Genomic DNA, 208 nt, shown 5'->3' with positions numbered 1-208 from the left:
TCCAAAACTCATCATTACAAGAAGTGCTCCCATATATGGTTCCACAGGCATTTTCTGCCCTGTCTTCGGTAATTCTTTTTCCGGTTTTTTTGAATTCGGTGTTCCAGGTTTTTCTGGATTCGGTGTTCCAGGTTTTTCTGGATCTGGTGTTCCAGGTTTTTCTGGATCTGGTGTTCCAGGTTTTTCTGGATCTGGTGTTTCTGGACCT

Annotated in this window: 1 pseudogene; it reads right to left on the bottom strand. The window is 43.3% G+C overall.

The window, feature by feature from the left end:
• Positions 1 to 208, bottom strand: a pseudogene (locus MR170_RS32125) (MSCRAMM family protein); the annotation flags it as partial.

This window comes from Bacillus cereus group sp. BfR-BA-01524, assembly GCF_022662595.1.
Taxonomy (GTDB): Bacteria; Bacillota; Bacilli; order Bacillales; family Bacillaceae_G; genus Bacillus_A; species Bacillus_A thuringiensis_S.
This window is presented reverse-complemented; position numbering and strand designations above follow the sequence as displayed.